Source organism: Bradyrhizobium sp. SRL28, assembly GCF_018596315.1.
Taxonomy (GTDB): domain Bacteria; phylum Pseudomonadota; class Alphaproteobacteria; order Rhizobiales; family Xanthobacteraceae; genus Bradyrhizobium.
The window spans coordinates 93,042-113,294 of sequence record NZ_JAHEAG010000025.1 but is presented as its reverse complement, the minus strand read 5'-3'; the positions used below and the strand labels follow the sequence as shown (position 1 = coordinate 113,294).

Below are 20,253 nucleotides of genomic sequence, written 5' to 3'. Positions count from 1 at the left end.
GATTACGCTGTCGCTAATCCGCCCTACGAGACTCACGGCTGCGGCATCGTTTCCTTCAGCGTATTGCTGACGAAATCGGCGGCATGGCGATAGGCGGCATCGTTGTCGCCGCGGAACGTCACCGTTCGCCGCATCAACAGTTTCTCGGCTTCGAGATCGAGCAGCTGGATTTCGCCCCATTGCACCAGCGTGCTCATCTTGCGGATGCCGCCATACACTACAAGCCGCGCACCGGCCTTCCGTACGGCGGCGATGAAAAGATCCTGCGACATGCTGGTGGCGGTGCAGGGATGATCCGGGCATTCGATCGGCACCACGCGATATTCACCCTGGGCCGCCAGATTATCGCGCAGCAATTTTGCAAACGACGCCACGCGGGCGCGATGCTCCGCGCTCTGGTCCACGACCTCTCCGGAAGTGTCGAAATAATCGAAATCCGCCACCGCCACCGCGATCGGCGCGGCGGCCGGCGTTCCGGCCGATGGAAACGACAGCGCCGCTAGCGCGCACAGCATGGTCAGCACGGCGCTTGCGCCGCTGCGCAGTCTCAACGCGCGCCATCGGGTTGCTGCTTGCATCATGCTTCGTCTCCTTGAACCCTGACATTGGCATCGTCCCGCGGCCGGGCCTGAATCATAGCAGCGGTTGAGGATTTCGCTAACCCATTGCACCTCGCGTTTTGCGCCTTTGAACCTTCTCGCTTTGCCCGCTACTCAAGGGGTAGCCGGGCGCAAGAGCCCCGTGTTCCAAACAGGAGATTGAAGATGCGTCGTATTTTTGCCCTCTGCGCCGTTGCCAGCATCGGCTTCACCGCACTTGCCGCGTCAAGCCCGGCGAACGCCGCCTATCATCTGATCCGCTGGCAGGATTCCGGCTTCTGCCAGATCTGGGACCGGAGCATCCCGACCGCGCCGTATCCCGGCAACTATACCGTGCTCGTCGGCTCGGAAGTGCCGACCTTCGTCGACGCGCTGGTCGTCAAGGACGGCCTGCTGCGCAACGGCACCTGCTCGCTCTGACTTCTTTCGTAGCCCGGATGGAGCGAAGCGTAATCCGGGGAAGCCTAGTCCGAGTGAAGACCGGTCCCCGGATTTCGCTGCGCTCCATCCGGGCTACATTAACGAAATAGAGGCCGGCGAGAGGACTACTCGCCGTCCTTTTTCATGCGCGCCTTTGAACCAATCACACACCCGTTACACCAAAGGGATGCCCGGTCATCCCCGGCCGGGAGCTCGCTCCCTCAATGTCGTTGCGGAGCGCGGCCGCGCATTTCCCAACAGGAGTATTTTGCCCATGCTTCGATTGACCGCCCTTGCTGCCACCGCCGGCCTCGCCCTCACTGCGCTCGCCGCGACCAGCCCCGCCGAAGCCGCCTTTCATCTGATCCGCTGGGAAGGCACCGGCGTCTGCCAGGTCTGGGACCGGAGCATTCCGACCAAGCCGGTCCCCTCGAACTACAAGGCCGTCAGCAAGCCGGTTCCGAGGTTTGCCGCCGCGCTCGCGGTGAAGGACGGCATGCTCAAGAAGGGCGCCTGCAAGCTGTAAGTTGTGTAGGGCGGATTAGCGAAGCGTAATCCGCCTTCCATTCGCACCGTTGCGGCGGGTTACGCTTCGCTAACCCGCCCTACAACAATCGCTACCACCTTGTACAAGCGGGCACGCTTGCTATCCTCTGCCAAAATCAAGCAAGAGGAAATGCCCATGCCCCTTCTCCAGAATCATATCGCAGTCGTCACCGGCGCAGGTTCCGGTATCGGTCGCGCCATTGCGATCGGCTACGCCCGCGAGGGCGCGCGGCTCGTGCTGCTCGACAGGGACGAGAAGGCGGCGGCCGAGGCCGCGAAGGAAATTCGTGACGCCGGCGGAAGTGCGGACAGTTTCGCACTCGATGTCGCCAAGCGCGAGGACTGCGTCGCGATGGCAAAACAGATCGCCGACAAGGTCGGACAGGTCTCGATCCTCGTCAACAATGCCGGCATCGTCCGCCGCAACGGCATGCTGGGCGCGGCGGAGGCCGTGATCAACGACTGGGAAGACATCATCGCCATCAACCTTACCGGTGTTTTCAATGTGACGCATGCGTTCCTCGCGCCCTTGCGCGCCAGCAAGGGGCGCATCGTCAATATCGGCTCGATCCAATCGTTTGTGCATGTGCGCACGCCGAGCTCGCCGGCCTACACCGCCTCCAAGCACGGCGTGCTCGGCTTCACCAAGGCGCTCGCCGCCGAACTCGGCAAGGAAGGCGTCCGCGTCAATGCGATCGGCCCGGGCTTCATCGCGACGCCCTTGAACGCCAATGCCCGCGCCAACAATCCGGACCTTGTGAAAACGTTCATGGATCACACCCCGCTGGGCCGCGCCGGGACGGCGGAAGACATCGTCGGCCCCGCGATCTTCCTCGCTTCCGATCTTTCGGCCTACGTCTCCGGATCGATCGTGATGGTCGACGGCGGTTACCGAGCTGTGTGAGCGCATCATGTCTAACGCCCCGCATTTCGACATCGATGTCCCGTCCTTCTGGGCCGATCCCTATCCCGCGCTGGCGAAGATGCGGAAGCAAGCGCCGATCGCGTTCGTGCCGCAGTTGGGCTCGACCGTGTTCACCCGCCGCGATGACATCTTCACCCAGGAGAAGCGCATCGACGTGTTCTCCTCACATCAACCCGCCGGGCTGATGAATGTGCTGATGGGCCACAACATGATGCGCAAGGATGGCGATGCGCACATGACGGAGCGGCAGGCGATGTTTCCCGCGGTGTCGCCGCGCACCGTGCGCGACACCTGGGTCCGGCAGTTTCAGGCCCATGCCGACCGCATCCTCGACGAACTCGCGCCGAAAGGCTCCGCCGATCTCTGTAAAGAGCTGGCGCTGCCGCTGTCGGCCGAATGCCTGAAGGACGTCACCGGGCTCACCAACATGCGCTACCCGGACATGGACGCGTGGTCGCAGGCGATGATCGACGGCATCGCGAACTATACCGGCAACAAGGAGGTCGAGGCGCGCTGCCATGCGGCCACCGCTGGCATCGATGCCGCGATCGACGACATGATCCCGGTGGTGAAGAAGCACCCGAACACCTCGATCCTCAGCGTGCTGCTGGCTTCAGGCCAGAACATGGAAAGCATCCGCGCCAACATCAAGCTTGCGATCTCGGGCGGGCAGAACGAGCCGCGCGACGCAATTGCCGGCGCGACCTGGGCGCTGCTGACGCATCCCGAACAGCTCGCGCTGGTGCGCGAGGGAAAAGCAAAATGGATCGACGTGTTCGAGGAGTACGCGCGCTGGATTGCACCGATCCAGATGTCGCCGCGCCGCGTCGCAAAGCCGTGGACGTATGGCGGCATCGACTTCGAGCCGGAAGACCGCGTGTTCTTCATGTTCGGCTCGGCCAACCGCGACGAGGCCTGCTTTGCCGAGCCGGATCGTTTCGACATCACCCGCGACACCCAGAAGAGCATCGCCTTCGGCGCCGGCCCGCATTATTGCGCCGGCGCCTTCGCCTCCCGCGCCATGGTGGCCGACGTCGCGTTGCCGAGCGCGTTTGCGCGGCTGAAGGGCCTGCGGCTGGACGAGAGCGAGCCGGTTAGGATCGGCGGCTGGGCGTTTCGCGGATTGCTCAATCTGCCGGTGAAGTGGGATGCAGGCTGATCGCGCCGCAACGGTCTACTGACGCGGACATTCCCGGTAGCCGAACCGGTCGATGATCGTGCTGCGCATGGTCAACCTGCCCGGTTCATCATGCATGAGGAAAAAAACTAGCAGCAATCGACGAAGGCCTCACCGCGTCATCACGGCGTCTCCCTGCCGTGATCGCCGTTCAGCGGAAGCAGGTGCAGGCGTTGAAACGCCCAGCGCATGCCGAGGTACCAGAGGTAGCCCGCAATCGTTCCGCAGATGGTCAGAATGATGATGTAGGCGGGATGATACTCGCCGCTCCACCACAGCATCCCGCCGATCCAGAAGATGGTGAAGAAAATCGCACCGATCTTCAATCGCCTTGCCTGATCCATGACACTGCTCCGATGGCCGATATCCGATGCCATCATGGACGCCACTGCCAAGCCGCACCGTGAGGTGCGTCACGCACGTCGAAACCGGGCCGCCAGGGCGTGAACCCACCTGTGGACGCCCCGCCAAATGCAAGCGGTTTTTGAAGAAGATTGGCACGTAGTCGGATGCTGCCATCTGTCCGGCCTCTAGTGCAGCGATGGAGCTGCGGGCCCGTATGGGAGTTCGCGGACCGGAACCCAAATCATAAATGCGGAGTGGTTGGCGGACTTCCGCTTTGATACGCATTCCAGACCCAAGTCTGGACATCGCGTGAGGTCCCAAACGTGCCAGGTGCGGACATCCACCATTATTCGGCGCAGTCGTTACGACTGTCCGTCAACGCCATCCGATACTCACCTCTTTCCATACTCCGTGAATACGTAGTCGCGGTTCTGCACCACCGTGTGGCACGCGAACCCGCACTTCGCGTCGTTTTCCTGAGGCGGATTGTCCGCTGCAGTGGCGGGCTTAAACGTATCGGATGCCGCGTCATAGAGGAACTCGGCCCATCCCCATCCGCCGCTGTCCGCGAACCTCTTGCTGTCCTTCACCATGAAACCAGCGTCCTGCTGGGCACCTAGCACCGTTGGCTGACCGGGGTACGTCTCTTGTATTTTCGGATTCCAATGAATTTTCGCCATCTTGGCGCCGTCTGGGAAAGGCTTGCCATTGCCGGGCACCCCTTCCTTAAAGGCGTCGATTATTACCGGATTTCCCACGATCACAGCGATCTTGCCTCCGCTCTGACTTATCGCGATCACTGGCCAGTCCTCGTATCCCCTAAAGTCAGAGAACCCGAGGCCATTCGGTACTTTTACAGTATATTTGTCCTGCGCGGAAATCGCGACACCAGCCGCCAAAACGGCGATCGATACCGAAATACTGAGACTGATCAGCGTGCTTTTTTTCATTGTCGCATCTCCTAACCGCGTTGTTGGAAATTGCGTCGTCGCATTGTTTTCTTCGAGGCTTAGGGCTTCGTTGCCCGTTGCTCACGAAGAACATGATTACAGCATGGATTTGCGCGTTGCGAAATGGGGTCCGATGCCATGGTGCATATCAGTATTTCTGAACTGTCCACGATGGGGTCAAAAGCGGAAGCGTCAGTGACATAGTCTTGATGCTGGGCCGTGCCGCATCACATGTCTTTTGTTACTCGGCTCGCCCGGTTCTCGACCAGGAGAGCCTTGTCGAGTCGTCCTGTAACCCGGCGATCGTCCCGCAATCTGAACTCATCGAGGGGCAATTGAAATGACTACGCAATCGTCACATGCTAGCCCGATCCTGGTGACCGGCGCGGGTGGCGCTGTCGGGTCCATCGGCCGCAATCTCACCGAAATGGTGCTCGCCAAGGGGCGCAAGGTGCGCGCCCTGGTGCGCCGCGAGGATGAACGCGCCGAGGCCCTGCGCCAGCTCGGCGCCGAGGTCATGCAAGGCGACCTGACTGACCTCACCGCGATGCACCGCGCGATCGAAGGTTGCGCGAGTGTCTATTTCGGCATGTCGGTTTCGGCCGATTACCTGACGGCCACGGTCAACACCGCTGCCGTGGCGCGCCATCACGGCGTCGAAGCGTTCGTGAACATGTCTCAGATGACCGTTACGCAGATGAGCATCACCGAGAGCACCGACAGCCCGCAGCACAAGCTGCACTGGCTGGCTGAACAGGCTTTGTCCTGGTCGGGCCTCCCGGTCGTCACGATGCGGCCCACGGTCTTCCTCGAAGGGTTCTTCCGCCTTTTCGCTGCCCCGAGCGTGCGGGACGCCGATGAACTGGCGTTGCCAATGGGCGGCGGCAAAACCTCACCGATTTCGGCCGTGGACGTGGCGCGCGCCGTATCGGTCGTCCTCGAGGATCCCACGCCGCACATCGGCCAGGTTTACAATTTGACGGGGTTTGAATCGGCCGATCTGGAGCACTACGCGCGCGTGTTCTCCGAGGCGCTGGGTCGGACGATCCACTATCGCGACGTGCCACTCTCCGACTGGAGCGAAAAGCTTCTGGGGGCTGGCGTGCCCGCGCACATCGTCAAGCACCTTTCCGTGATGACGGAGCTGAACAAGCAGGGCCGCTACGACCGTATGACCGACGACCTGTTCAAACTCACCGGCCAGAAGCCGATCAGCATGTACGACTTCATCAAGTTGCATGCCGCTGAATTCACGCGGGATGGAACCGCGGCTTGAGCAGGCCATTCGACGCGGCCTTTATACTTTACGATGGCGTTTATCTCATGCCGTGGCACTGCCGCGAACGAGCGTCAGCATTTCGGGAAGTCCGATTTGGATCATTCGCGTCGCTTTGACGGCGCACTGATCGCTTCCGGTCTGCCCCCGATTAACGGACATCTTCAGGACCGGTCGGCATGTCTCAAACGTACCCCAACAGCAATCATGGCACGCATCCCGAGCTGGAAGCGACGGTCGCAGAGGAGAGCGCCAGTCAGCGCGAGAGCTGTGGTCCAACGGGAGGCGGCGGGCGAGGCACCGACGATGACTGTACGGCCGATGGGTGAAGAAAATCGTGCCGAGCTTCAATCGCCTGGCCTGATCCATGGCATCCCTCCAATGGCTGACATCCGACGCCATCGTGGAGGCCACCGCCGCGCCGGAACATCAGGCCCCAACCTGTATGGTCCTAATCCTCTGGCAGACATCGCCCGAAAAAGTGCGACATAGCTCGGACATCGCGGGCTTCGTGCGGGCTAGAAGGCTTCAGCCACAAGGGCGCCCGGCCGGGCCCTCGCCTGCAGGCGGGACACCGCCTCGGCCAGCGGAACGTCGGCCTGTGAGCCGTCGCGTTCGCGCAGGCTCACCCGGCCGTCCCTCATCTCGCGCCCGCCGACGATAGCCATCACCGGCACCGCCATTTCATGCGCCGCCACGATGCGCCGCGAAAGGGTATCGGCGCCGTCATAGGCAACGGCCCGGATCCCGGCATCCCAAAACGCTGTCAGAACGTCCGCGCCGCATCCGGCCTGGTCTTTCGAGATCGGCGCGACCGCGACCTGGTCCGGTGACAGCCAGAACGGAAGCGCGCCGCCATGGTGCTCGAGCAGGATCGCGATCATGCGGCCGAGCGATCCGAAGATGGCGTGGTGGATCATCAGGGGCCTCGCGCGGCTGCCGTCGGGGGCGACGTAGGACGCCTCGAGCCGCTGCGGCAGCACGCTGTCGAGCTGCACTGTGCCGCACTGCCAGGATCGTCCCAGCCGATCGCGCAGCGCGAATTCCAGCTTCGGTCCGTAGAACGCGCCTTCGCCGGGGTTGATGTGAGGCGCGAGGCCGCAGCGCCGTGCGGCATCGCCGAGCTTCGCCTCTGACCAGTCCCAACTCGCATCATCGCCGGCGCGCACCGCCGGCCGCGTCGCCAGCGCCACCTCGTAGTCGGGAAAACCGAGATCGCGATAGACCTCGCCCAGCAGGGCGATGAAGCACGCGACTTCGCCCTCCACGTCCTGCTCGCGGCAGAACACATGGGCGTCGTCCTGCTCGAAGGCGCGCGTCCGCATGATGCCGTGGAGCGAACCGGAAGGCTCATTGCGGTGGCAGGCGCCGAACTCGGCATAGCGGATCGGAAGCTCCCGCCACGAGCGCAGCCCCTTGTTGAAGATCTGCACGTGGCACGGGCACGACATCGGTTTCAGCGCCATCGCCAGCTCGCCGTCGTCGACCCGGAACATGTGCTCGCGGAACTTGTCCCAGTGGCCGCTGCGGCCCCAGAACTCCTTTGGCAGCAGCTGTGGCGTCCGCACTTCCGCATAGCCGGCCCGGCGCATCTTGCGCCGGAGATAGTCCTCCAGCACCCGGTAGAGCGCGTAGCCGCGCGGATGCCAGAACACCATGCCCGGCGCATCTTCCTGAAGGTGCCAGAGGTTGAGTTTTACGCCGAGATTCCTGTGGTCGAGATCGTCCATGGCTATGTTCCTTGTGAAGAGGAAAAAGCGCGGACGGGGACCACCAAAAACAGAAAAGGCCCCGTCCGTCGCCGGCGGGGCCATTCTGGGTGAATTACGCTTGTCTCTAGCGCGCGCAACCAGCAGGCGATCCGCCGTAAGCGGTCGCGGTGGTGGTCAATGCGGCTGACAGAAGCTTATTCATGCTCTGTATATGGCGGCAAAACGCGCAGGCGTCAACGCCAGCCGCGCGGCGGCGCGTTGATCCATTTCGTCTCCGGCGATCCGGGCCGTCAGCGCGAGAGCTGTGATCCGGCAGAAGGCGGGAGGCGAGAGTCGATCTTGGGCTGTGGAGGTTTGGGCTGCGGGATGGAGGCGGCTTGCTGGGCTGGGGCTGGGGCTGGGGCCGGGACCGGAGGCGTGGATGACACCTTCTGTCTGACGTCCTCATGAACAGCCCGTAGTGCCGCAATGTTCTGGGCCATCTGGTCTTGCCTGGCAGCGAGTTGTTCGACGCTGCGCCGCACGGCATCGAGCGTGGATGCCAGGGGCGCAAACTGCCGCGTCGTATCAGTAGAAGTCGCAGCCATGACCGACGGCTTCGTCGTCGAGACGGGTAACAGCAAACCCAGCGCCGGAGCCTGGGCCACCAGCATCTCCTTTGCTTCATCACCGTAGGACTGCCAGCCTAGCGTGCCGCCGACCCCGATGAGAACCGCAATAGAGAACCGGACAAGGGTGCGGAACATTCGCTTGCCAATCGACGGCCGGCCGCTCGCCGGCTGCCCTTCCCCGAAGCGGTAGGGATAGGGAGAATCGACCGACGGCTTCACGCGCCGTCTACCGACACGCTGGTCGGATCGGACGTCCGGATCGCGCGCATGCCCGCCGAACAAAGTTTCTTCGGCCGTCAGTGGTGGGCTTTGCGAGTATAACATTGGTACCTCCACCGACGCCTCTTCCAAATTCTTGAAGGAAGAGGCGATCCTGGTTTGACGGAAGGGAGGCAGGGTCGCAGCGGCCCTGGGGCGTTTGTGAGGTCGTCGCACGATAGGAGAATCGACTTGCTTGAGGTCGGTCGGCATCGGTCGGACTCCACGTCGCAACGCCGCGATGCAGATGATCGATACCCCTAGCCGAACCTCGCCCGCGAGCGCTCCCTCGCCTTCTCGGCCTCGATCTCGCGGTCGCGCGGCGCGGCATTGGTCTGCAGCGAGGCCAGCAAGCGCCGCGCGCTGTCGGAAACTTCGGAAACCGCGCGGTTGAACGCCTCGGCGTTGGCCTGCGACGGCGAATTGAAGCCGGAGAGTTTTCGCACGAATTGCAGCGCGGAAGCATGGATCTCCGCGTGCGTGGCCGGGGGATCGAAATTGAACAGGGTCTTGATGTTGCGGCACATGGTTCTCTCCTCTGCACCAATCGTCGATCAAGGACGAACGGCCGGTGCAAAATCCGACGGCGTGGCCTATTCTGTCATGGATCACGCGGCGCGTTCACCCCTGTCGGCACCTGCAAACAGCGAGTTCCCGATGACCCATCTGACCTACAAGATCGTCGAACATGACGGCGGCTGGGCCTACACCGTCAACGGCGTGTTTTCCGAACCGTTTCCGAACCGCGCCGCGGCGCTGGCAGCCGCCCGGCGCGTGGCGGCCGAGCAGCGGGTGCCGGGCCGCACGGAGATGATCGAATACGAAACCCCGGACGGACGATGGCATTCCGAGACCGCCGCCGGCAATGACCGGCCGGAAACCGAGGTCGAGGGTTAGGCGGCTCGCATCGTCGCCCATCTGGTGACGAAAATAGCCGGTGTGATAAGGTTCCCCGCAAGCGGCGCACAAGACAGCCGCGCCCTTGGGGAGACCGTCATGAATTTTCCGTATGCCGCCTTGTCGGCCGCCGCACTGGCTCTGACCTCCATCACCGCTTTCGCCGCAGATTACCCCACACCGAAACAGGGTGAGTGGATCGCCAGGGATTTCAAGTTCCACACCGGCGAGACGATGCAGGAATTGCGGCTGCATTACACCACGATCGGCGAGCCGACCGGACAGCCGGTGCTGGTGCTGCACGGCTCGGGCGGCTCGGCGGCCAGCATGCTGACGGCGGGCTTCGGCGGCGAAATGTTCGGCGCCGGCCAGCCGCTCGATGCAACCAAATACTACATCATCATTCCCGATGGTGTCGGCCACGGCAAATCGTCAAAGCCCTCCGACGGCATGAAGACCGCATTTCCCAAATACAATTACGAGGACATGGTCGATGCGCAGTATCGGCTGGTCAAGGAAGGGCTCGGCGTAAAGCACCTGCGGCTCGTCATCGGCAATTCGATGGGCGGCATGCACACCTGGATCTGGGGCGGCAAATATCCGAAATTCATGGACGCGCTGGTGCCGATGGCGTCGCAGCCGACCGAGATGGCGGCGCGCAACTGGATGCTGCGGCGGATGATGCTGGAGACGATCAGGAACGATCCCGACTACAATCGCGGCAATTACATCACCCAGCCGCGCATGATGAAATACGCCATCAACGCCTATGGCATCGCGACCGGCGGCGGCACGCTGGCCTATCAGGCGCTGGCGCCGACGGCGGCGCAGGCCGACAAGATGGTCGACGACCGGCTGGCGAGCGCCATCACCGCCGATGCCAACGACTTCATCTACCAGTGGGAAGCCTCGCATGATTACAATCCGGCGCCCTCGCTCGATAAGATCGAAGCCGCGCTGCTCTTGATCAATGCCGCCGACGACGAGCGCAATCCGCCGGAAACCGGCGTCACGGATGCGGCGCTGAAGCGCGTCAAGAACGGCCGCCTGTTCCTGATCCCTGCTTCCAGCGAAACACGTGGCCATCTCACCACGGGCAATGCGAAGTTCTACAAGAAGCAGGTAGAGGAACTGCTGCAGACCGCGCCGCAGCGGGCGATGTAGGCCGGCACGAACATGAAGCGAGCGCGCGATGTCGGCTAGTCATTTTCGCCGCGCAGCGCTCGCTCTCCCCGGAGCGGTCGAAGGCGCGCATCAGCGCACGGCCGATTTCCGCGTCGGGAAACGCATCTTCGCCACCCTCGGGTATCCTGATGATGCCTGGGGCATGGTGAAATTGACACAAGAGCAGCAATCGATGCTGGTCGAGTCCGAGCCGAAAATCTTCCGTCCGGTGCCGGGCGGATGGGGCAAGCAGGGCTACACCAATGTGCTGCTGGCGAAGGCCGATGCGACGACGCTGAAGAGCGCGCTCACCATGGCGTGGAAGAACGTCGCGCCGAAGGCTACCGCCAAGCGGCGCGTGACAAAGCAGCCCTGATTTCGCGCCGTATCAATCTGCGCAGCTTGCGTTGCTAGCCATTGCGCAATCCAGTCATCCATTGTGAAGGGATCATCGAAACTCAGGACAGCTACCCCATGGGACGTTGCGCGCTCGGTTTTTGTCGGGGCTGCCTTTCAGCCCGGCGAGCAGAACGTTCACTGCCTGCAACTGGTATCGGTGGGTGGCAAGTTCATGTGAAAAGACCACGTCAATGGTCGTGTGCGACCATATCAGGCAAAGAACACACACAGGTGCGAAACGAACCTGCGGCAGGTAGTATGTGAAATGGACGCGCGAACCGGCGCGATCCCCGCGCATGTCCAGCACCTCCTGAGTCTGGACGTATTCTGCGCCCATGCTGCGCATCACAGCATGGGCCGAGGCCAGTTGGCGGTTAACGGACGGATCAGATCCGGCAAGCTCTCTGATGTGCGAGAGCAACTGATCATTGAGGTTGCTGTTGAAGGATGCCGTCGGGCCTCGAAAGCCCCTGTCCGACAGCCAAAACACCCCGTTCGACAGACCAGGCCATACCGTCCAGCGTTGCTCACCGGCCCGAGACAGGATGCGCTGGTATTCGACATCGGAAATCGAACCGATGCTGCATTTCTCCAGCCCGAAGCGTTCGGTGAAGCTGAAAGCCCAGAGCAAGACGGGGAGCGCAAACAGCAATCCCACGGGTGAAAGCAGGCCTATCGCTATCTTCGGGTTCGTGCCCAAGGCGTTTCCAATCGTGGTGATGACCGTGGAGCGGCTCCTTCACCAACCACGGACGGCGAGACCGGTGTTGGGCAGTTGTGCTGCGCCGGGCAGCTCACAAATCCTCACGCAAAATCGATAGCACGTTCGTGCTGCGCCTATTTCAAGGCAGCAATCGGTTCGGTGCGACTGCTAAGCCAGCCGTGGCTCGCATCAAATCTGTGTACAAGACGGCTACAGCCGGAAATGCTGATTTCGCAACGCATCAAAGGCCAGTTCGGCCATGTGCCGCCGGATATCCGCGCCTGGTTCAAGAGCGTGATCGCGCCGAACGGCGTGCCGTGCTGCGATGAGTCGGACGGGCATCGCACCACCTACGACGTTCGCGTAGGCGCCTATTGGGTAGATTCTCTCAAGATGACGCCCGTGCCGCAGGATGATAATCTGGCCGAAACTGAACGGAGCCGCCCGTGACCGATTTTTCCGCCGACGACCTCGCCACGACCTACCCTGCGCCCTCGCCGCGCGTGATCGCAAAAGCGCGGCCGGAGATCGACGTCCATGCGAAGAAGTTCATCGGCATGTCGCCGTTCTGCGTGCTGGCCACCTCAGGCTCGGACGGCAGCGTCGACGCATCGCCGCGCGGCGGCAATCCCGGCTTCATCCATGTTGCGGGACCGAACCTGCTTCTGATGCCGGATCGCTCGGGCAACAACCGCATCGACAGTTTTCGCAACATCGTCGAGGGATCAGGCTTCGTGCAGCTCATCTTCTTCGTACCCGGCATCGACGAGACGCTGCGCGTCGGCGGCAAGGGCAAAGTATCTGTCGACCCGGAGCTGATGACGTCGATGGTGGAGTTCGGCAAGCCGCCGCGCGCGGTGCTGCGCATCGAGGTCAGGGAAGTATATTTCCACTGCGGCAAGGCGCTGATGCGCTCAAAGCTGTGGGCGGGTGAACGGGTCGAGCGCTCGGTGATGCCGAGCATCGGCGAAGTGATCCACGACCAGACCGGGCTTGGCGAGCGCGAAAGCCAGGAGGTGATTTACGAGCGGTATAAGACGCAGTTGTAGGGGAAGATTGTTTCAGCGGAATCACCCTCCCCTGGGAGGGGGAGGGTCGGCTCGCATGGAGCGAAGGGGAATGCGAGACGGGGTGGGGTGATCTCTCAACTTGGGCACTGTTGGATGTGGAGAGGCCGTCACCCCACCCCGCCGCGCGTTGCACGCGCGTCGACCCTCCCCCTCCAGGGGAGGGTAAGAGCTCAGTCCCCGTTCTCCAGCCCGCCGACATGCTTTTGCGTGTAGAGCTCAAGCCCGATGCGCTGGATCAAATCGAGCTGGGTTTCGAGGAAGTCGATGTGATGTTCCTCGTCCTTCATCAACTGCTCGAACAGGTCGCGTGAGACGTAGTCCTTGACGCTGTGGCAGTGGGTTGCGGCTTCCTGGTAGAGCGCGCGCGCTGATATCTCGGAGGCCAGATCGCATTCGATGATTTCCCTGACGTTCTGGCCGATGCGCAAGGGATCGAGTACCTGCAAGTTGGGAAAGCCGTCGAGGAACAGAATCCGGTCGGTGAACTTGTCGGCGTGCTCCATCTCCTCGATGGATTCCTTGCGCCAGACCTTGGCCATTTCCAAAAGGCCCCAATTGTTCAGGAGCCGGTAATGCAGCCAGTACTGGTTGATCGCGGTGAGCTCGCTGCGCAGGCCCTTGTTGAGATAATCGATGACTTTGGGATCGCCCTGCATGGTCCACTCCGATTTTTCAGGCCAAACACGGCCTGACCCTAAATTTAGAACGCTTCTAAAAACGTTTCTAAATCAGTTTGGAGCCGAGAGCAACTGTTCCGCGAAAAAAGCGGTGAGAACGGCGTAAATCAGTGGACTTTAAGGGGTTTTCAGCAGGCCGCGAGGGCGAAGGCCGGGGCGGCTTCCTGCGCGGGCTCGTCGTTGGCAGCGTGGCGGCTGTGCGGGCAGCCGGAGCAGCATTCCTTGGCACAGGCGCCGAGTGCTTCGTCGATGATGGTCTTGATGGTGCGCGCGCACCGGCCGCATTCGGCGCTGCAGCCGAGGCAACCGTAAATCTGTTTCGCATTTCGCGGCAGGTCCGAAGCTGCACTCACGGCACTACGGACATCGTGGTCGCTCAGGACGTTGCAGGAACAGACAATCATGAAACCGCTAAAACCCTTGGTGATGCCACTCATCGATATTTAAGAGGACGACGAGATGCAAAAGGAAAAGCCGCATTTTCAAGCAATTCCAAACTGATGCGGGAGAAATACTGGAATGAATCTAAACAGCGGTGTTGCGGTAAACCCGTGCTGATTTTCCAGTGTTTTCGGCATCAATCGCCGCCACCGCCACCACCGCCGCCCCCTCCGCTGTCGCTGCACGAAGCGGAATCATGGGACGAAGAGCTTTCGCTGCCGCTCCAGGAAAACAGGTTCCAGCCATTTGAGCTGGAGCTGTCGCTGCCGCCAATGCCGGAACAAGCGCCGTCACCCGCGCTCTCGCGCCGTGCCTTTCGGTCTTGCGCCCTGTTCATCAAGAGGTAGCAGATCAGCGACGTACCGCCGACCGCCACCATGAATGCCGCCATTCCGCTCATCATTTGTGTCCTTCATTGCCAGGGCGAGGCACGGAGCTTTGGTATCTTTGCACCGTCAGGCCCAGCGCTCGCATTTTCGTCACCGCAGCCCGCAGGGCCGTTGATTGATCATTCAAGCGAAATGTGGAACTTTCCGCTGTGACGGACCTAACGTTCCCTGCTTCCCACGAGAAAGGTGAGGCCATGAAGAAGACATTGATGGCGCTCGGTGCTGCCGCCGCGCTGACCGTTTCCGCCGTGGCAATTCCCGCTCCCGCCCATGCGCAGCGTGGCGTTGCCGCAGGCGTCGCGGCTGGATTGATCGGCGGCGCCATTGTCGGCGGCGCGATTGCTTCGCAGAACGGTTATTATTACGGCCCGGGTTACAGCCCCGGCTACTATGCGCCCGGCTATGGCGGCCCGGCCTATGTTGTCGATCCCGGCTACGGGGAAGCCTGCATCTGGCAGCGGCAGCGGTTCTGGGACGGTTACGGCTGGCGCGTCCGCAACGTCAGGGTCTGCGACTAGCAGGTCGTTCATCTTCATTAAATTAGCGCCCGACATCCCGGAATGGCGCCGCCTTCCGGGATTCGGGTGATTTCCGGCCCGAAAAAGACCGTTTTTTTCGGCCACGCTTTGGGAACGTTTACTTTCGATTGACCCATGTGCGCTTTTTTAGCGAAAGCGGCAGTTCGAAACAGCGTGTGAGTCATCCCTAAACCCGGCGCTCGAAGGCGCCACCCCAGGAGAGCCCAGGACATGAAGAAGACATTTGCTGCCTTGGTCGCGGTCGCAACGATTGCCGGTTCGCTTGCCTCGACCCCCGCAAGCGCACAGCGTGGCGTTGCCGCAGGCGTGGCGGCCGGCTTGCTCGGCGGCGCGATCATCGGTGGCGCAATCGCCTCCAGCCGCCCGGCCTATGGCGGCCCGGTGTACGTGGAAGAAGCGCCCTACCCGGCGTGCCGCATGGTTCGTGAGCGCTTCTGGGACGGCTATGACTGGCGCTATCGCCGCGTCGAGGTCTGCAACTGATCTGATCGACTGGCGCGACCCGCGCCTTGATCAAAGCCCGGCCGATATCTCGGCCGGGCTTTTTCTTTGCCGCGACGTAGCCCGGCATAAATCCTGTAGCCCGGATGAGCGTCAGCGATATCCGGGATGACGCTGGCACCGGCCCCGGATGTCGCTGACGCTCATCCGGGCTACGATGGCTGCCGAAGTCCTTCGGCGTCAAACAACGCCTGTCACCCTGCTCTTCAGCAACTCGTATTGCTGTTTAGAACAGTCGCCAAGCGCCTCGTCCCGGTTGCTCGGGATATCGTCGTAACCAATGGGGCTGTCGAATTGACTCATCGTGAAGTCGACGCGCCTTCCGTCGATCCGATTGTAGAAATGCCAGGCGCCGTTGACGTCGGTCTTCAGGATCTCGCCACCAAATTCGTCATGAACGACGAGTGCCGTCACGCCGCACTGGCCGGATGCCGGGTTGTCACGCTGCCAGTGGCTGCTGGTCTCGATCGACCACGACCGGCGGAGTTGCTGATAGAAATCGACGAGGAACGCGCTCCCAGCGGTCATTGAAACCTCGAATTCGGTCGGCCCTGTTCGTCAAAGATACCCGTACCGAATGACGCGCGCTATCCTTGTAGCCCGGGCGAGCGAAGCGACCCCGGGGACAGTGGTAACAAAACCAACGGATATTCCTATTGGCTGACACCGCCCCCGGATTTCGCGGAGCCTGTCATCGGGCGCGCATTCGCGCGACCCGTTGGCTCATCCGGGCTACGAAAAGAGCTGCGCACCTCCCTCACCATGAGGGGAAACAGCGCTAGCGCCCCGCGCTCATGGAGCGCAGCACCGCTTCACTCGGCCAGCAATCGACCTTCAGGCCAGCGGATTTCTGATACGCCCCGAGCGCCGCGCGGGTCTGCATGCCCGCCTTGCCGTCGAGCTTGTCCTTGTAGAGGCCGATGCGCGTCAAATGACGCTGCATGGCTTCGACATCCGCGGAGCGCAACTGCGTCGAGGCCGACCACGGCGTGGCAAACGGCAGCGGGCTCGTCATGCGGTCGGCGAGATGGCCGACGAACAGCACATACAAATCCGAGAAATTGTATTCCTTGATGACGAAGTAGTTCTTCGTGGTCAGGAACGCCGGGCCGTAGATGCCTTCCACCTGCAACAGTGAGGCCGGCTGCGCCTGCTCCGGCGCGCTGAGCTTTTGCCCGCGCACCGGCACGAAGCCGGCGCGCAGCCATTCGGCGATCGGCTTCGTCACCTCAGGCACGCCCATGGTACAATCGACATTGGCGGGCGCCTTCACCTCGTAGGCCCAGCGCACGCCGGGCTGCCAGCCCTTGTTGACGAGCTGCTGCGCGGCCGCTGCCAGCGCATCCGGAACTGAATTCCAGATGTCGACCTTGCCATCGCCGTCCAGATCGACGCCGTGCTTGTAATACTCGGATGGCAGGAATTGCGTGAGACCGGTCGCGCCGGCCCAGGACGAGCGAAAATCCCTGCGCGCCACCGCGCCCTCGCCGAGAAGCTTCAGCGCCAGGATGAATTCGCCGCGGTACTGGTCCTTGCGCCGGCCGACATAGGCCTGCGTCGCAACCACGCGCAGCGTGTCATAGGGCAGCCGGTAGCGGCCGTAGTCCGTCTCGCGGCCCCAGATCGCGAGCACGACGCTTGAAGGAACGCCGAAACGCTTTTCGATCTCGGTGAGCGCCGCGCGATGCTTCTGCATCAGCTTCTGCCCCTCCGCCGCCAGCCGCGCGATGGAAGCTTCCTTCACGTAATCGGCCGGCACCTGCACGAACTCGGCCTGTGACGGCGCGCCGGTGGCGGGCCGGCCTGGCAGCAGCAGATCGGGCAATTTGTAATCGGGCTCGAGCCCCTTCGTCTCGGCATCGAACGTCGCGCGCGACACGCCGGCCGCCTGCGCTTCCGGCCACAGCGAAGCGATGAACTGGGTGAAGCCGGCGTCGGCGGCGTGAACCGGGCGCACCGCGCCCGGCGTCACCGCTGCCAGTATCAGAACCGCGGCTATCAGCCTCTGTCGCAAACCGGAATCCTATCGATCGACACGTCGCCCATCAATGCGAGACAGCCTCTTTGGCATGATCGGCGGAACTATTCGACAGCTTGTCGACATAGGCAATGCCGATCGCCGACAGAATGAACACCGTGTGGATGATGGTCTGCCACATCACGCCGGTCTCGGTATAAGAGGACTTTCCCGACGCCAGTCCGCCGGCCTCGATGAAAGTGCGCAGCAGATGGATCGAGGAGATGCCGATGATGGCCATCGCGAGCTTGATCTTGAGCACGCTGGCGTTGACGTGGCTGAGCCATTCCGGCTGATCGGGATGTCCTTCCAGATTGAGACGGGAGACGAACGTCTCGTAGCCGCCGACGATGACCATCACCAGAAGGTTGGAAATCATCACCACGTCGATCAGGCCCAATACCGCGAGCATGATCTGCTGCTCGCTGAAATCGAAGGCGTGGGCGAACAGATGCCACAACTCCTTCAGAAACAGCACCACATAGACGCCCTGCGCGACGATCAAGCCAAGATAGAGCGGCAATTGCAGCCAGCGGGAGCTGAAGATCAGCATCGGGACCGGACGCAATGCCTTCCTCTGGGATTTGGGCGGCAAGGGTGTTTCGGGAGTAAGGGACATCAGGAATGGCTCGCTGCAGGGATTCGAATTGCGGAAGGAGACCTATATCTACGCACTGTCACTGCCGTGTGAAGCGACAACTGGCCGCAGCACTGGCGCTGCGGCGATCACGCAAACGCCGCTATTCGCTCACCGCGTCAGCTTCTTGTACTTCACGCGATGCGGAATGATGCTGTCCTGCCCGAGCCGGCGCATCTTGTCCTTTTCATAGTCCTGGAAGTTGCCTTCGAACCATTCGACATGGCTGTCGCCTTCGAAGGACAGGATGTGGGTGGCGATGCGGTCGAGGAACCAGCGATCATGGCTGATGATGACGGCGCAGCCGGCGAAATCCTCCAGCGCCTCTTCCAGCGCGCGCAGCGTATCGACGTCGAGGTCGTTGGTCGGTTCGTCGAGCAGCAGCACGTTGGCGCCGGACTTGAGCATCTTGGCCAGATGCACGCGGTTGCGCTCGCCGCCTGACAGCGCGCCGACCTTCTTCTGCTGGTCGGCGCCCTTGAAGTTGAACGACGAGCAATAGCCGCGCGAATTGACCTCGCGCTTGCCGAGCAGGATCAATTCGTTGCCGCCGGAAATCTCTTCCCAAACGTTCTTCTTGCCGTCGAGATCGTCGCGCGACTGATCGACGTAGCCGAGGTGCACGCTCTCGCCGACGGTGATGGTGCCCTGGTCCGGCTTCTCCTGCCCGGTGATCATCCGGAACAGTGTGGTCTTGCCGGCGCCGTTGGCGCCGATCACGCCGACAATGCCGCCCGGCGGCAGCTTGAAGGTGAGATCGTCGATCAGCACGCGATCGCCGAAGCTCTTGCTGAGCCCTTCGAAATCAACGACGTTCTGGCCCAGGCGCTCGGCCACGGGAATCGTGATCTGCGCGGTCGTGGTCTGCTTCTCGCTCGCCTGTTTCAACAGATCTTCATAGCGCTGATAGCGCGCCTTGGACTTGGCCTGGCGCGCTTTCGGCGAGGACGCGATCCACTCCTGCTCGCGGGCCAGCGTCTTCTGGTGCGCAGCATCCTCGCGGCCCTCCTGCTCGAGGCGCTTCTGCTTCTGCACCAGCCAGGACGAGTAATTGCCCTCGTAGGGTATGCCCTTGCCGCGATCGAGTTCGAGGATCCACCCCGTGACATTGTCGAGGAAGTAGCGGTCGTGGGTCACGATCAGGATCGCGCCGGGATAATTGCGCAAATGGCCTTCCAGCCACGACACCGACTCGGCGTCGAGATGGTTGGTCGGCTCGTCCAGCAGCAGGAGTTCCGGCTGGTCGAGCAGCAGCTTGCAGAGCGCGACGCGGCGGCGCTCGCCGCCCGACAGCTTCGTCACATCGGCATCGTCGGGCGGGCAGCGCAGCGCGTCCATCGCCTGGTCGACCTTGCTGTCGAGATCCCAGAGCCCTGCGGCCTCGATCTCGTCCTGCAGCTTGGTCATCTCGTCGGCGGTCTCTTCCGAGTAGTTCATCGCCAGTTCGTTGTAGCGATCGAGAATCGCCTTCTGCTTGGCGACGCCCAGCATGACGTTTTCGCGGACGTTGAGCGCAGGATCGAGGTGTGGCTCCTGCTCGAGATAACCGACGCGGGCGCCCTCGGCGACCCAGGCCTCGCCGTTATACTCCTTGTCGAGGCCGGCCATGATCTTGAGCAGCGTCGATTTGCCGGAGCCGTTGACGCCGAGCACGCCGATCTTGGCGTCGGGGTAGAACGAGAGATGGACGTTATCGAGCACCTTCCGGGTCGGGTAGCTCTTGGTCAAACCCTGCATGAAATAGACGAACTGGCGAGCCATCGCGATCCCTGGAAATGGTTGGATTTTACGGAGATTTGCTGCCGCTGATGTAGCGGCGCGGCCGCCAAAGGGCAACCACGGGAACCCGTTTTCCATCCGTTCACCACGGATGAATACGGGTTGGTCACCATGTGGGCCGAGATCCAGACAATTGAAACCTTCTTTTAATAAATCAGGCGAAAAGTCGTTCTCGACGCCCGAAAGGCGTTTCACGCGGCCAGCCGCCGCTAGCGAGAACA

General features: G+C 62.1%; 26 protein-coding genes. 12 read left to right on the top strand and 14 right to left on the bottom strand.

Annotated features, from left to right (window positions below; genetic code table 11):
• Positions 1-32 precede the first annotated feature (32 nt).
• Positions 33-581 (bottom strand): DUF2380 domain-containing protein, encoded by a 549-nt coding sequence (locus tag KIP88_RS32775; RefSeq protein ID WP_214492285.1) that lies wholly within the window; start codon positions 579-581, stop codon positions 33-35.
• Between the two features lie 183 nt (positions 582-764).
• Between KIP88_RS32775 and KIP88_RS32770 the strand changes: the two genes are divergently transcribed.
• The 4 genes from KIP88_RS32770 to KIP88_RS32755 all read left to right on the top strand — a co-directional run bounded on the left by KIP88_RS32770 (position 765) and on the right by KIP88_RS32755 (position 3,649).
• Complete coding sequence (locus KIP88_RS32770; RefSeq protein WP_214492284.1) at positions 765-1,019, top strand: hypothetical protein; 255 nt, start codon at positions 765-767, stop codon at positions 1,017-1,019.
• 274 nt (positions 1,020-1,293) lie between these two features.
• Positions 1,294-1,545 (top strand): hypothetical protein, encoded by a 252-nt coding sequence (locus tag KIP88_RS32765; protein WP_214492283.1) that lies wholly within the window; start codon positions 1,294-1,296, stop codon positions 1,543-1,545.
• 156 nt (positions 1,546-1,701) lie between these two features.
• The gene (locus KIP88_RS32760; protein WP_214492282.1) at positions 1,702-2,469 is read left to right on the top strand and encodes an SDR family NAD(P)-dependent oxidoreductase; all 768 of its coding nucleotides are present in this window, start codon (positions 1,702-1,704) and stop codon (positions 2,467-2,469) included.
• 7 nt (positions 2,470-2,476) lie between these two features.
• Positions 2,477-3,649 carry a cytochrome P450 gene (locus KIP88_RS32755; RefSeq protein ID WP_214492281.1) on the top strand — a complete coding sequence of 391 codons (1,173 nt, stop codon included), beginning with the start codon at positions 2,477-2,479 and terminating at the stop codon, positions 3,647-3,649.
• Between the two features lie 140 nt (positions 3,650-3,789).
• Here KIP88_RS32755 and KIP88_RS32750 read toward each other — a convergent pair whose 3' ends face one another.
• Together KIP88_RS32750 and KIP88_RS32745 are read right to left on the bottom strand one after the other, a co-directional pair.
• A complete protein-coding gene (locus tag KIP88_RS32750; protein WP_214492280.1) occupies positions 3,790-4,011 on the bottom strand; it encodes a hypothetical protein in 222 nt (73 codons plus the stop codon).
• Between the two features lie 393 nt (positions 4,012-4,404).
• Positions 4,405-4,962, bottom strand: coding sequence for a cytochrome P460 family protein (locus tag KIP88_RS32745; RefSeq protein ID WP_214492279.1), 558 nt, complete (start codon positions 4,960-4,962; stop codon positions 4,405-4,407).
• 340 nt (positions 4,963-5,302) lie between these two features.
• Between KIP88_RS32745 and KIP88_RS32740 the strand changes: the two genes are divergently transcribed.
• Positions 5,303-6,238, top strand: a complete 936-nt coding sequence (locus KIP88_RS32740; protein ID WP_214492278.1) for an NAD(P)H-binding protein — start codon at positions 5,303-5,305, stop codon at positions 6,236-6,238.
• Between the two features lie 518 nt (positions 6,239-6,756).
• Here the strand turns inward: KIP88_RS32740 and thrS are convergent.
• From thrS to KIP88_RS32725, 3 genes are all read right to left on the bottom strand, one after another.
• Complete coding sequence (gene thrS / locus KIP88_RS32735) at positions 6,757-7,968, bottom strand: threonine--tRNA ligase (protein ID WP_214492277.1); 1,212 nt, start codon at positions 7,966-7,968, stop codon at positions 6,757-6,759.
• Between the two features lie 272 nt (positions 7,969-8,240).
• The gene (locus tag KIP88_RS32730; protein ID WP_214492276.1) at positions 8,241-9,032 is read right to left on the bottom strand and encodes a hypothetical protein; all 792 of its coding nucleotides are present in this window, start codon (positions 9,030-9,032) and stop codon (positions 8,241-8,243) included.
• A gap of 47 nt (positions 9,033-9,079) precedes the next feature.
• Positions 9,080-9,346, bottom strand: a complete 267-nt coding sequence (locus KIP88_RS32725) for a DUF2277 domain-containing protein (RefSeq protein ID WP_214492275.1) — start codon at positions 9,344-9,346, stop codon at positions 9,080-9,082.
• 130 nt (positions 9,347-9,476) lie between these two features.
• Between KIP88_RS32725 and KIP88_RS32720 the strand changes: the two genes are divergently transcribed.
• From KIP88_RS32720 to KIP88_RS32710, 3 genes are all read left to right on the top strand, one after another.
• Complete coding sequence (locus tag KIP88_RS32720; RefSeq protein WP_214492274.1) at positions 9,477-9,716, top strand: DUF2188 domain-containing protein; 240 nt, start codon at positions 9,477-9,479, stop codon at positions 9,714-9,716.
• A 99-nt stretch (positions 9,717-9,815) separates the two neighbouring features.
• Complete coding sequence (locus tag KIP88_RS32715) at positions 9,816-10,880, top strand: alpha/beta fold hydrolase (RefSeq protein ID WP_214492273.1); 1,065 nt, start codon at positions 9,816-9,818, stop codon at positions 10,878-10,880.
• A gap of 28 nt (positions 10,881-10,908) precedes the next feature.
• Positions 10,909-11,256 (top strand): MmcQ/YjbR family DNA-binding protein, encoded by a 348-nt coding sequence (locus tag KIP88_RS32710; protein ID WP_214492272.1) that lies wholly within the window; start codon positions 10,909-10,911, stop codon positions 11,254-11,256.
• Positions 11,257-11,328: 72 nt separating this feature from the next.
• Here the strand turns inward: KIP88_RS32710 and KIP88_RS32705 are convergent, their stop codons facing one another.
• The gene (locus tag KIP88_RS32705; RefSeq protein ID WP_214492271.1) at positions 11,329-11,979 is read right to left on the bottom strand and encodes a hypothetical protein; all 651 of its coding nucleotides are present in this window, start codon (positions 11,977-11,979) and stop codon (positions 11,329-11,331) included.
• Between the two features lie 225 nt (positions 11,980-12,204).
• Here KIP88_RS32705 and KIP88_RS32700 point away from each other — a divergent pair, with 225 nt between their 5' ends.
• Positions 12,205-12,432 (top strand): hypothetical protein, encoded by a 228-nt coding sequence (locus KIP88_RS32700; protein ID WP_214492292.1) that lies wholly within the window; start codon positions 12,205-12,207, stop codon positions 12,430-12,432.
• The gene (locus KIP88_RS32695) at positions 12,429-13,031 is read left to right on the top strand and encodes an MSMEG_1061 family FMN-dependent PPOX-type flavoprotein (RefSeq protein WP_214492270.1); all 603 of its coding nucleotides are present in this window, start codon (positions 12,429-12,431) and stop codon (positions 13,029-13,031) included. Before KIP88_RS32700 ends, KIP88_RS32695 begins: the two co-directional genes overlap by 4 nt.
• Before the next feature lie 191 nt (positions 13,032-13,222).
• Here the strand turns inward: KIP88_RS32695 and bfr are convergent, their stop codons facing one another.
• The 3 genes from bfr to KIP88_RS32680 form a co-directional block, all read right to left on the bottom strand.
• The gene (bfr, locus tag KIP88_RS32690) at positions 13,223-13,708 is read right to left on the bottom strand and encodes a bacterioferritin (protein ID WP_214492269.1); all 486 of its coding nucleotides are present in this window, start codon (positions 13,706-13,708) and stop codon (positions 13,223-13,225) included.
• Positions 13,709-13,857: 149 nt separating this feature from the next.
• Positions 13,858-14,133, bottom strand: a complete 276-nt coding sequence (locus KIP88_RS32685) for a bacterioferritin-associated ferredoxin (RefSeq protein WP_214492291.1) — start codon at positions 14,131-14,133, stop codon at positions 13,858-13,860.
• A 173-nt stretch (positions 14,134-14,306) separates the two neighbouring features.
• Positions 14,307-14,570 carry a hypothetical protein gene (locus KIP88_RS32680; protein ID WP_214492268.1) on the bottom strand — a complete coding sequence of 88 codons (264 nt, stop codon included), beginning with the start codon at positions 14,568-14,570 and terminating at the stop codon, positions 14,307-14,309.
• A 183-nt stretch (positions 14,571-14,753) separates the two neighbouring features.
• Here KIP88_RS32680 and KIP88_RS32675 point away from each other — a divergent pair, with 183 nt between their 5' ends.
• Positions 14,754-15,077: a hypothetical protein gene (locus KIP88_RS32675; protein ID WP_214492267.1), complete on the top strand. Its 324-nt coding sequence runs from the start codon at positions 14,754-14,756 to the stop codon at positions 15,075-15,077.
• Between the two features lie 231 nt (positions 15,078-15,308).
• Positions 15,309-15,581: a hypothetical protein gene (locus KIP88_RS32670; protein WP_057853001.1), complete on the top strand. Its 273-nt coding sequence runs from the start codon at positions 15,309-15,311 to the stop codon at positions 15,579-15,581.
• Between the two features lie 198 nt (positions 15,582-15,779).
• Here the strand turns inward: KIP88_RS32670 and KIP88_RS32665 are convergent, their stop codons facing one another.
• The 4 genes from KIP88_RS32665 to ettA form a co-directional block, all read right to left on the bottom strand.
• Complete coding sequence (locus KIP88_RS32665; protein ID WP_214492266.1) at positions 15,780-16,127, bottom strand: hypothetical protein; 348 nt, start codon at positions 16,125-16,127, stop codon at positions 15,780-15,782.
• A gap of 250 nt (positions 16,128-16,377) precedes the next feature.
• Positions 16,378-17,613: a lytic murein transglycosylase gene (locus tag KIP88_RS32660; RefSeq protein WP_214492265.1), complete on the bottom strand. Its 1,236-nt coding sequence runs from the start codon at positions 17,611-17,613 to the stop codon at positions 16,378-16,380.
• A gap of 31 nt (positions 17,614-17,644) precedes the next feature.
• The gene (locus tag KIP88_RS32655) at positions 17,645-18,235 is read right to left on the bottom strand and encodes a TIGR00645 family protein (RefSeq protein WP_214492264.1); all 591 of its coding nucleotides are present in this window, start codon (positions 18,233-18,235) and stop codon (positions 17,645-17,647) included.
• 129 nt (positions 18,236-18,364) lie between these two features.
• On the bottom strand, positions 18,365-20,014 hold the full coding sequence (gene ettA / locus KIP88_RS32650) for an energy-dependent translational throttle protein EttA (RefSeq protein WP_214492263.1): 1,650 nt from the start codon (positions 20,012-20,014) through the stop codon (positions 18,365-18,367).
• Positions 20,015-20,253: the final 239 nt, after the last annotated feature.

What these genes read in the sequence shown, in the direction of transcription:
- KIP88_RS32775 (WP_214492285.1), bottom strand. Translation starts at nt 581, where the DNA reads ATGATGCAAGCAGCAACCCGATGGCGCGCGTTGAGACTGCGCAGCGGC.
- KIP88_RS32770 (WP_214492284.1), top strand. Translation starts at nt 765, where the DNA reads ATGCGTCGTATTTTTGCCCTCTGCGCCGTTGCCAGCATCGGCTTCACC.
- KIP88_RS32765 (WP_214492283.1), top strand. Translation starts at nt 1,294, where the DNA reads ATGCTTCGATTGACCGCCCTTGCTGCCACCGCCGGCCTCGCCCTCACT.
- KIP88_RS32760 (WP_214492282.1), top strand. Translation starts at nt 1,702, where the DNA reads ATGCCCCTTCTCCAGAATCATATCGCAGTCGTCACCGGCGCAGGTTCC.
- KIP88_RS32755 (WP_214492281.1), top strand. Translation starts at nt 2,477, where the DNA reads ATGTCTAACGCCCCGCATTTCGACATCGATGTCCCGTCCTTCTGGGCC.
- KIP88_RS32750 (WP_214492280.1), bottom strand. Translation starts at nt 4,011, where the DNA reads ATGGATCAGGCAAGGCGATTGAAGATCGGTGCGATTTTCTTCACCATC.
- KIP88_RS32745 (WP_214492279.1), bottom strand. Translation starts at nt 4,962, where the DNA reads ATGAAAAAAAGCACGCTGATCAGTCTCAGTATTTCGGTATCGATCGCC.
- KIP88_RS32740 (WP_214492278.1), top strand. Translation starts at nt 5,303, where the DNA reads ATGACTACGCAATCGTCACATGCTAGCCCGATCCTGGTGACCGGCGCG.
- thrS (WP_214492277.1), bottom strand. Translation starts at nt 7,968, where the DNA reads ATGGACGATCTCGACCACAGGAATCTCGGCGTAAAACTCAACCTCTGG.
- KIP88_RS32730 (WP_214492276.1), bottom strand. Translation starts at nt 9,032, where the DNA reads ATGCCGACCGACCTCAAGCAAGTCGATTCTCCTATCGTGCGACGACCT.
- KIP88_RS32725 (WP_214492275.1), bottom strand. Translation starts at nt 9,346, where the DNA reads ATGTGCCGCAACATCAAGACCCTGTTCAATTTCGATCCCCCGGCCACG.
- KIP88_RS32720 (WP_214492274.1), top strand. Translation starts at nt 9,477, where the DNA reads ATGACCCATCTGACCTACAAGATCGTCGAACATGACGGCGGCTGGGCC.
- KIP88_RS32715 (WP_214492273.1), top strand. Translation starts at nt 9,816, where the DNA reads ATGAATTTTCCGTATGCCGCCTTGTCGGCCGCCGCACTGGCTCTGACC.
- KIP88_RS32710 (WP_214492272.1), top strand. Translation starts at nt 10,909, where the DNA reads ATGTCGGCTAGTCATTTTCGCCGCGCAGCGCTCGCTCTCCCCGGAGCG.
- KIP88_RS32700 (WP_214492292.1), top strand. Translation starts at nt 12,205, where the DNA reads ATGCTGATTTCGCAACGCATCAAAGGCCAGTTCGGCCATGTGCCGCCG.
- bfr (WP_214492269.1), bottom strand. Translation starts at nt 13,708, where the DNA reads ATGCAGGGCGATCCCAAAGTCATCGATTATCTCAACAAGGGCCTGCGC.
- KIP88_RS32685 (WP_214492291.1), bottom strand. Translation starts at nt 14,133, where the DNA reads ATGATTGTCTGTTCCTGCAACGTCCTGAGCGACCACGATGTCCGTAGT.
- KIP88_RS32680 (WP_214492268.1), bottom strand. Translation starts at nt 14,570, where the DNA reads ATGAGCGGAATGGCGGCATTCATGGTGGCGGTCGGCGGTACGTCGCTG.
- KIP88_RS32675 (WP_214492267.1), top strand. Translation starts at nt 14,754, where the DNA reads ATGAAGAAGACATTGATGGCGCTCGGTGCTGCCGCCGCGCTGACCGTT.
- KIP88_RS32670 (WP_057853001.1), top strand. Translation starts at nt 15,309, where the DNA reads ATGAAGAAGACATTTGCTGCCTTGGTCGCGGTCGCAACGATTGCCGGT.
- KIP88_RS32665 (WP_214492266.1), bottom strand. Translation starts at nt 16,127, where the DNA reads ATGACCGCTGGGAGCGCGTTCCTCGTCGATTTCTATCAGCAACTCCGC.
- KIP88_RS32655 (WP_214492264.1), bottom strand. Translation starts at nt 18,235, where the DNA reads ATGTCCCTTACTCCCGAAACACCCTTGCCGCCCAAATCCCAGAGGAAG.
- ettA (WP_214492263.1), bottom strand. Translation starts at nt 20,014, where the DNA reads ATGGCTCGCCAGTTCGTCTATTTCATGCAGGGTTTGACCAAGAGCTAC.